7 protein-coding genes are annotated in these 9,015 nt (G+C 44.0%); 3 read left to right on the forward strand and 4 right to left on the reverse strand.

The features are described 5' to 3' along the window. Positions 1 to 449: trypsin-like serine protease (locus tag R7H07_RS23600; RefSeq protein ID WP_318128807.1), on the reverse strand; the 449-nt coding region annotated here is incomplete at its 3' end. Positions 450 to 811: 362 nt separating this feature from the next. Between R7H07_RS23600 and R7H07_RS23605 the strand changes: the two genes are divergently transcribed. Next, positions 812 to 2,818 carry a hypothetical protein gene (locus tag R7H07_RS23605; protein ID WP_318128809.1) on the forward strand — a complete coding sequence of 669 codons (2,007 nt, stop codon included), beginning with the start codon at positions 812 to 814 and terminating at the stop codon, positions 2,816 to 2,818. 263 nt (positions 2,819 to 3,081) lie between these two features. Here the strand turns inward: R7H07_RS23605 and R7H07_RS23610 are convergent, their stop codons facing one another. Beyond that, positions 3,082 to 3,666, reverse strand: a complete 585-nt coding sequence (locus tag R7H07_RS23610) for a hypothetical protein (protein ID WP_169654107.1) — start codon at positions 3,664 to 3,666, stop codon at positions 3,082 to 3,084. Beyond that, the gene (locus tag R7H07_RS23615) at positions 3,647 to 4,102 is read right to left on the reverse strand and encodes a hypothetical protein (protein ID WP_169654108.1); all 456 of its coding nucleotides are present in this window, start codon (positions 4,100 to 4,102) and stop codon (positions 3,647 to 3,649) included. The genes R7H07_RS23610 and R7H07_RS23615 overlap by 20 nt, the downstream gene beginning before the upstream one ends. A 1,286-nt stretch (positions 4,103 to 5,388) precedes the next feature. Here R7H07_RS23615 and mobC point away from each other — a divergent pair. Beyond that, positions 5,389 to 5,907: a plasmid mobilization relaxosome protein MobC gene (gene mobC / locus R7H07_RS23620; RefSeq protein ID WP_070363722.1), complete on the forward strand. Its 519-nt coding sequence runs from the start codon at positions 5,389 to 5,391 to the stop codon at positions 5,905 to 5,907. Further along, the gene (locus R7H07_RS23625) at positions 5,897 to 7,471 is read left to right on the forward strand and encodes a relaxase/mobilization nuclease domain-containing protein (protein WP_107488264.1); all 1,575 of its coding nucleotides are present in this window, start codon (positions 5,897 to 5,899) and stop codon (positions 7,469 to 7,471) included. Before mobC ends, R7H07_RS23625 begins: the two co-directional genes overlap by 11 nt. A gap of 35 nt (positions 7,472 to 7,506) precedes the next feature. On the opposite strand, the gene R7H07_RS23630 is transcribed toward R7H07_RS23625, so the two are convergent. Further along, positions 7,507 to 9,015 (reverse strand): trypsin-like serine protease (locus R7H07_RS23630; RefSeq protein ID WP_318128812.1); only part of this gene is annotated, 1,509 nt, incomplete at its 5' end.

Here is a 9,015-nt window from a genome sequence, read left to right on the forward strand (position 1 = left end):
ACAGACAAAGCCTCATTAGCTTCTTTTTCGATAGTTTTTAGCTGTGGCTGCCAACCATCGTAAAGATTGCGCTCTGAATCGATGAGGCGCGTATCGTTATCGGCAGAATAAACAGAAGCTTGCCCTCTGTAGACTTCCTTTCCTTTTCGTTCCGTTCCAGCGTATACAACCAGCTCATTGCCGTGCTCCCAATTGCTCCATGCTGGAGTGCAATGTCGTGCCGTAAGAATGAATTTTCCGTCCAGTAACATTCCGCCGCAGCTAGATGGTCCATACGTCACTTGAACGATGTTGTCGCGATACTCTGCATCAGAAACCCAATTAAAGATATTCGCTTCATTATCGATGTTGCATTGTGCACGGTCGGAGTAGTTTGGATCGTTACAAATATCATCCGCGTTCGCTGAGAATGAGCCGATGATAGCCAAAAGTAAGATGTGTCTTTTCATGCCTAAAGTCCATTTTGTGGAGGTGGTTAAATAATAACCGTGACTAGTCACATAGTCAAGTTTTAGGAGCGTTTTTTAATCGTTCATCTAAAAGAACTTTTGCGAATTTTCGCAAGTGCTCTATATCATCCTCATGCACCCTTATTATTATCTCCCTTATGTTTGAGGCTTTGTCTCTTTCTCGTTGCGCTTTTTTTCTTTCGGCGGCTGACTTCGACATATTTACGAACCTTTATTTGATTTGTGTCTTGTCACAAATGTATGTTAATTGTTACTTGTTGGCAAGTCATGTAAACTATAGGGGTTTACAGTTGCGCGGTTTCAGGCTTTGCCTCGGTTACGTGTCCTTGTGGGAAAACCTCATGAAAAAGGTCTTACTCAGCCTGATAGCTGCCGCTTTTGTTCCTGGTCCAGCATTTGCCGACCAGCTTGATGTTGGTCTAATCAATTTGGAAAAAAGAAATCTCCAAATTAACACCACTATCCAAAAGCTCTATCAACTAGAAGCCGCGGTCACGGCTTACTATCTTGAATTTGGTGGGTTTCCAACCTCTTTGGATGCCTTAACGACTGGCTCGAAACCGTTCTTCAACGGCAGTTTACAAACGCCAATCGGTGCCTTTTCCTCAAAGCTTTCTGCCAACTCGTTTGAGCTTGTTTTTAATCCTCACGATTCAACAAATGACACTCAAGTTGAAATGATGTCATACATCGCATCGTTGACAGCTTCGAACGTTCAGGGAACGGCATTTGAGTACTTTGTTCCAGCTCCGCAATCTAATTCGATCGTGAAGAATATGCTCAACCGTGTTGATGATTCGAATAACGGCAACCGAATGTTGACCGATTTGAGCATGGGGGGGAATGACATTACTGACATTAAAAAACTGTTTGCCGCTGAGGTTGAGTTAAGCGATGCGCTTAACGTGAATAATTTAAGTGCAACATCGATGACATTAGATCAGCTGAACTCGAGCATTAGAGCGCAGATTTCTGGCTCTGCAGTGCTTGGAAATGCCAACTTTTCTGACTTCACTGTCAACAATGACGCGACAGCAAATAACCTGATGATCCAAAACTTGGTAACCACCAACGCCGCCACAGGCAGCGATGTGACAGCCGATAGTTTTACTTCCGCAACGGTGAAAGCGGTGGATGCATCGATTGCAGAAATCAACGGTGATACTGCCACAATCGAAAAAGCATTATTCACTCAGAGCGCCACAGCATCGACCTTTAATGTTGCTAAAACTCTAGAAACCGATGAAGTTCAAGTAGACGTTATTCGCGGCTATAACGCTGTCCCAATCAACTTTACGAGCAAAGTAGAGTTTGCCGATGTCGTCCTAAATGCCCCCCTAAAACTGAATGATGATTTCACGGTAAACGCAAACGCAACCCTTGCCGATACGACAATGCAAAGCTTGGCTCTAGGTGGTGCGCTCACGGGTTTAAATGTCGATGTAAACAAAAACCTCACAGCTCAGCGAGGGAACATTTCAAGAGGGGCGAGAATTAACGGAAGCCTCAATGCGCGTGATGTGTTTGCGACAAATGCTGACTTCTCTAACTCGGTAAACGTTGTAGGAAATACGCAAATCAGCGGCGCTCTCAAAGTGGGTAATCAGATTAATCAAAATGGACGACTCATTTCCAACGGAACGACGCTATACAGTAATGGTTCGTCTCTGGACTCTTTGCTTTTAGGTAGGAACTCGACAGCGTTTGACGCTAGCAAAATCGACGGTTACGGCGTTTCGCAATTAGCTCAACGCAACCAGTCGAACGTGTTCGGGGGAACACAGACATTTAAAAAGGATGTGAATGTCTCGGGTAATGTCTACGTTAACGGTCGTCTAGTCGTGGATTCGTCCGGAAACTTATATGACGGTGGGCAAGCGATTCGAAATGTCTACGCCTCGCAGACGGAAGCGGCAACACTGTACAAAGGGTGGGACAAAAATATTTCTGAATTGAGATCTTCTTTAGAGGGAGAGCTTGGTAGCCTTGAAAGTTACTCAGCATCGGTGAAGTCGCAATATCAAACCGCTCTAGCAAAAGCGAACACACAGAAAACCACTCTAGATTCGTTAGGTAGAAGTTTCCATACAATAACCGAAAGAAACGCAGATACTAACGATAAAATCAGCACATTGATTTCGAGCCGAAAAGCCGAGGAATCAAAATTAACTAGTGCCGTCAAAAAGTTAGACAGCGGTCCAACCTATCAAAACCGCTCTTGTTCGATTGTTACTACCAGGACTGAAACAGGTGTTGATACAAACCGATTCACGGAGAACGTGATCGATTATTGCCAAGGGAATGCCGTCACTCAGACGAAAACAGCTCAATACGGCACACTCAATTAAGTTAACCCACATTTCAAAAAACACTTTTCTAGGAAAGTGTTTTTTTTTGCCTGTTGGCAGTGAAAATTAACTCAAACGATAAGCCCCAAAAATACAGTTAAAAGTGGCTGAAAAGCGTCACAAACTTTCAATTCGATTTTTGGCTATATAGGCAAGGAATAATGCTAAAAAACCGCCCTACGAGCATTACAGCGCGTTGAGAGTGGTTTTTTAGCAATGATTTTGAGCATTTAACATATAACCAATGATGCGCACCAAAAAAACTAGTCATCTAAAGCGTGCTTTGCTGCCTTTTCTTGGCAAAACGAAACACCAACCGCCGTGACGTTTTCCAGTAGGTACGCTTTATCTGTGTCAGTCTGTCCTCGATACAGCTCTGAAAGCTCCTTGAACGGTTCAGCTAAGTCAGCATCAATTCGGATCTGCTTGGTTGGCGTAGCCTTTTTTCGTCCTGATCCCTCTCTTTTCCCACCGTGATTCGAGTTTGCTTTACGAATTTCTTCGGTGCGTTCTAGCATGGAGTGCATTTCATCTATGAGTGCATGGACGTTATGCATATAGAACGATTTACTTTTTCGCTGCCAGATACATAGCTGGATATTGGATTGCACCTTATCGAAATAGCTTGAGGCGTTTTTATCGATTTTCGCCGCCCATTGGGTGATTGGTGTTAACCACAAATGCGCGTCTAGAAGCTCAGTGAGCAGTTCTGAGCAAGGGTCTGGCAATTTTCCTTCGGGTGTGGTCGGTGGCTCGATGTAGTCCCAATCTAGTGCAGCAACTCGATTGCTGGACTGGATGAATTTCTCAAGGTTTGAGACGTTGTTTTCAAATGACTGCGATGCCATGATTTTTTCCCTTCGCAATTGATTCAGAAGTGAGCATGTTGTGTTTAACCAATAGCGCAACGTGGTGCTCTATTAGTGTCGTGATTTGCTTCGACATCGTGCTATCCGTGCCGAAGACATTGAATTTTAAATTAAACCTTTGCTTATCGACGAATGCAATCGCGCTCTCAATGAAATCGTGGTTTGACAACATGCTTACATGCAAATCGATAATGATCGGCTCAGGTTGAGCGTCATTTGACTCTATGTGCTTTTGCATCGCGTCTTGTATCAAATAGTCGCTGCAGCGAGCTGCCGCAACCATATCTCTAAGTAGTGAATGAGCGTCCAGTTCGTCAATGAATAGTTTCAGCTCTGAATTAACCACTTTGGCGTGTATGCGTCCATTCTGGACTAGCTCGCATACGTCTGACGTGTTTAGGCGTTCTAAGTGCATTTATCAATCTCCGTGCTTTGTTTGAGTTGATATTACAAACAAATCTTGATTTTTGCACCAGAAATCAAAAGGCACACGTCACACTTTTGTAAATGGTTTTTGCACCACGTTTCAAGTGGTGTAATTACTGTTATTTGTGGTAATTCGGAATACTTGGGTGAGGTAGTCCGCTTCCTCGACCTCCGACTAATCTGAAAAAAGACTCAGATTAGCTACGGCACTGCGGTGCGGTATAGGTTTTAAGGGCGTTTGAGAGGGGGTGTGGCTAAAGAGTTAAAATATAAAGTGTATATTTTAAAATGATCATTTACTGCAAAATAGATCTTTTTCGAGATCAAAGCCTTGCTTCAAGCGAGTCTGACGCATAATATTTACCCCAGATATGACAAAACCGACCCTGCAAGGTCGGTTTAGTCGGAATACTTACTGGTTAGACGCCGTTTGTAAGTCCTTTCATGATAGCCATATCGTTAAAGCACTTCAAGTATTCCTGCACTCTATTTGGATCAAGATGTTTTGGATAGAGCGATGCGTATCAGCCACCGACCAAGGGAAGTTCCAAAGGTGGCAGGTAAAGGCACTAATCTCAACTAGGCAAATAGCCCGATAAAACCGCCCCTTTTAGCTGCTAGAGGGGACAAGCGGAAAAGGAATAACAGATTAGTGTTGTGTGACTGGAATGGGGGCGTAGAGCCTAACACACAGCGCAGGGCAGTCCGAAATAAGGGGAGAAATCCTTAATTCTGAAAGCGACCAAAATGATGCTCAAATTCACTCAAAAAGAGTCGAAATTGGGTAGGGGTCGGCACAGCCGAAATAAGCAAATTTCGCGCCTCTTGAGGCAGCATTATCTCTGTTGGTGGAGCTGAGCGAGCTTGCGAGCGACTTCATTACTCGCGGCTTTAGCCGCTTTTTTTTTACTGCTTCAATATCATTATTTTTAAACCTCTTATACCTAGCGCACGGTTTGTTGTTGAATATGCGAGCGTAGCGAGTCTTTCAATTACAAATGCGCAATATAACCCTCACCCAAACCTTGCCACTGCCTCTCTGAAGCCATAATTCACCATAATTCACCCCCGTGTGACCGTCACAAAATCCGCCTTTTTTTTGCGCTGAAACTGTACGAATTTTCAGCGCACTGTTAGCCTTTCTGATATTCACTAAGCGCACAGAGCTTTAATGAGCCAGCATAAACATGTCCCGTATCTCAACTTCGTTGAGGGACATGTTGCTGGCAAGGGAATTTCCCTTGACCCTTTTTAAAAACCAGAGACAAAAAGATCATGGACCACACAAAAAGTCAGCGTCGAAACAAATCGGTCAATCTTCTCTTCTCACTGGATGAGTTAGAGAAAATTAAGAGCAAGGCTATTGGCAGTCCGGCAACTTGGATTCGAAATACTGCGTTGAATTATGAGTCCGTGCCGTTGCTCGAATCGACCCCACGAGAGCACGAGGTAAAAATTCGTGTTACCGAGGATGAGTGGGGAGTTTTGAATCAAAAATCAGGCTCCGTTCCTCTTGCTGCTTGGTTGCGAAATCTTGCTTTGCAGACACATGTCCACAAAGCAAAGAGCGCAGAACTGAAAGAGCAGCAGAAGAGTTTTAAGCCTGTTGACCCTGCATTGTTGAGGCAAATTGCCGCAGTCGGTAACAACCTCAACCAGATTTCTAGAAAGGTGCATCTTCAGTTTGCAAATGGGGGATTTAATTCTAGTGCTTTGCTTATGCAGCTCAGTGTCCTAGAGGGACAGTTGAATCATTTAATTCAGATGCATTCGGTTGAAGCTGATGATCGTTAAGTTCTTTAATCAAGGGAAAAACCTCAACAATCTTGGTCCAGTTCGCTACCTGCTCGGGAAAGAATTTGAGAGGGAGGGAGCCATTCTAGAGCGTGGCTCACCAGAGGTTACGGAGTCACTTATTCATTCTTGCGACTACAAAACCAAGTACACAAGCGGCTGCTTGTCATTTACCGAACCTTTGGAGCATTTCACGCGCTCTGAGCTTGAGTACTTAATGGATGATTTCGAAAAAGCGTTACTCCCTGGTCTAGATAAATCTGATTACGATTGTTTGTGGGTAACGCATACGGACAAAGGACGATTGGAGCTTAACTTTGTAGTGCCTCGAATCAACTTGAGAACGGGGAAGCAGCTCAATGTTTATTACCATGCCAAGGATGAATCTCGCATCGATGCATGGAAGAAAATCCAAAACATCACATTTGGGCTGCACGACCCTGACGACCCTGCAAACCAACGTCAAATCGAACGCAATGCTCAGTACATGCCTGAGAGTATTAAAGCTTCAAAAGAATCTATTCACGCCTTAATTGAAGAGGCAATTGTTAACGGTGCGATTCGCAACCGTGATGAGTTAATCAATTTTCTTCTTGTCTCTGGCGTTGAGCTGGCTGACACAAAGAACCCTATCAAACCCAAATCGATATCGATAAAAAACCCCAACGGGAAACGACCGATTCGCTTACAGGGAGAAATCTACAGTGACCAATTTGACCCAGACAAAGACGCAACCGGGCAGATCATCAAAAGCGACAAACGAGCCGACCTTGGTCGAAAGGTTAGCGTTGCAAAGCAAGTCTACACAGCAGCAAGCTCTGAACGTCTTGAACGAGCAAGAGACTTTTATGCTCGCGCTTCTAAGAGAAAGGCAAAGGAAAACCAAAAACGTCATGCAAAGGCTAGACAGCACAAGCGTGACGGCTCTGGAAAAGGCAATGCTCAACGCAGAAAGCCAGAGAATGAGAAAGTGGCTGATAATTCCCATTCTATCGATAGCGGTATCGATAGCAGCCTCAGCGAGCGTCTTGATGCTTACAAGCGCGAAGTTGGCAGCGATTCAAGCAGATATACAACAAGCAGAAATCACGCTCCAAAAACAAGACCAACATTAAGAGAACAGCTTTTAGCTAATAGTCGAGGGGGACACTATGACGGAAATCGAGCAGAGAATGAACAAGGCTTTTTTGGGAAATTTGGAGCAGTTACAGTCATGCTTGGAAGAGTTAAAACCTATGTCCAAGAATACCGAAGAAATGCCTCAAGCCTTGGGACAGTCTACCGAAAAATTGTTGAACGCATTGAAAGCGATCGAATCAGACAATCACAAATTGAAGCGTCAGAACTACTTGTTGCACGAACAGTTAAACTCTTCTCAAACGCAAATGAAGAGTTTGGAAAAACAAGTCGAGAACTTGAGTATGCAAGTGAACAAATTGCTCGACTTTCTGCAAAATTGAGTCAAAACCGAACTCCCTCAACAGGCGATACCAAGAAAACAATTGCTGGCATTCCTCTACCGGAGGATGATAGCTGGAAAGATGATCCCAAATTTAAGCCATAAAAAAATGCAGCCAACTGGCTGCATTTTTTTGTGGTTTATTTTCTCTTTCGGAATCGTCCGAGAGCAAGTAAAGCAATTAGTCCGAACATGCCAACACTTCCACCGCTTCCCGACTTGCCAGCGCTTCCACCTGTTTCTGGTTCAGTGCCGGTGTCTGGATTTGTGCCGGTATCTGGGTCTGTACCAGTATCTGGATCTGTGCCGGTGTCTGAGTCTATTTCATCCTTTCTGTAGGCTACGGTGACATTAACCACTGTTGAGCTATCTGCCGTGCGGTACACTGCTTTATAGATGCCCGGTCTTGCTCGATGGTCTTTGGTATCAAATGAGAGTGTCCAATGCGTCACTGCTTCTTTGTATATGCCTTTTTCTGGATTGGATGAGAGGTTTACAGCGTCTTTCTTTTCGCCGTAAATCCACCATTGCTCAGGCACATAATCTTCACTATCGAGTGGCGTTGCTTCAAAAACTAACGCGAAATCAAGCGGGTTCTCAAGTGTGCTTAGTGCTCTCACATCAATTGGCTCGTGCTCTACGATTGCAGGGCTGTCTGCATCCACTTCAAAGTAAATCTCTTTCGGAATCGCCGGAAACTCTGGCTTTTCGAGTTGAGAAAAATCCTTTTTGATGAGCGAAATTGGTATCACTTTGTTTGTGTTGATTTGAACTTGACCGCTTGTGCTATCTTCTGTGCTATCCCCTGAAATCGTTACACGACAGTGCTCGAAATACGCTAGTGTTTCAGGGCAATTATGCTTAAGGCTCAATGAGCTTGCACCAAGCAAAATCGGCGCGACAGCAATACGATTAGAACTGAAATTTTGCACGTCAAATGAGTGTACAAATTGCTGTTGAGAAGTTGGTACCTGAATGTTTAATTCTGACGGTGCGATAATGTCATTAATTGCCGCTTGGAAAAGGCTATCAAAACCAAGAAATGATGTGAACTCAGCAACTTGTCCACAATCTTCACCGCTCACTCGACTTGCAACACCGACCGCGTAATTGTTGCTATCAAAGACAGTCGTTCCGCTATCGCCGTTATTAATGAGAGCTTCTTGATCGCACGTTGACCAGAATGCCGAATTCGTAAAAAAGAACATACTTAAGTATTGCCCACCTAGTGGAGAGTCTACGATTTCAGCTTTCATATGCTGTAGTTGTGGGCGATGAAAAGAAAGTTCCAGTTTTTTCATCTTGGCAGGTTCAACGCCGAATGCATTCCAACCCCAACCTTGGAAAAAGAACTTCTCACCCTTTTGGTATTGCTCAAACTTCCCTTTATATTCATCTAGTTTTTCGAATGAAACATCCAAATTTGGATTTAAATTATTCGTTAAAACAAGTGCATTGCTTGAGGTGTGAGGAATGGTTGAGTTTAACTCCACTAATACGAGGTCGTTTTGTCCTGGTGTAGTTTCCGCAGCCCAGTCTCCAATCCAGCGATCAATATCTAGCTGAGTGGATACAGACAAAGCCTCATTAGCTTCTTTTTCGATAGTTTTTAGCTGTGGCTGCCAACCATCGTAAAGATTGCGCTCTGA

The organism is Vibrio sp. Vb1127, assembly GCF_033338735.1.
In the GTDB taxonomy this organism is placed as follows: domain Bacteria; phylum Pseudomonadota; class Gammaproteobacteria; order Enterobacterales; family Vibrionaceae; genus Vibrio; species Vibrio alginolyticus.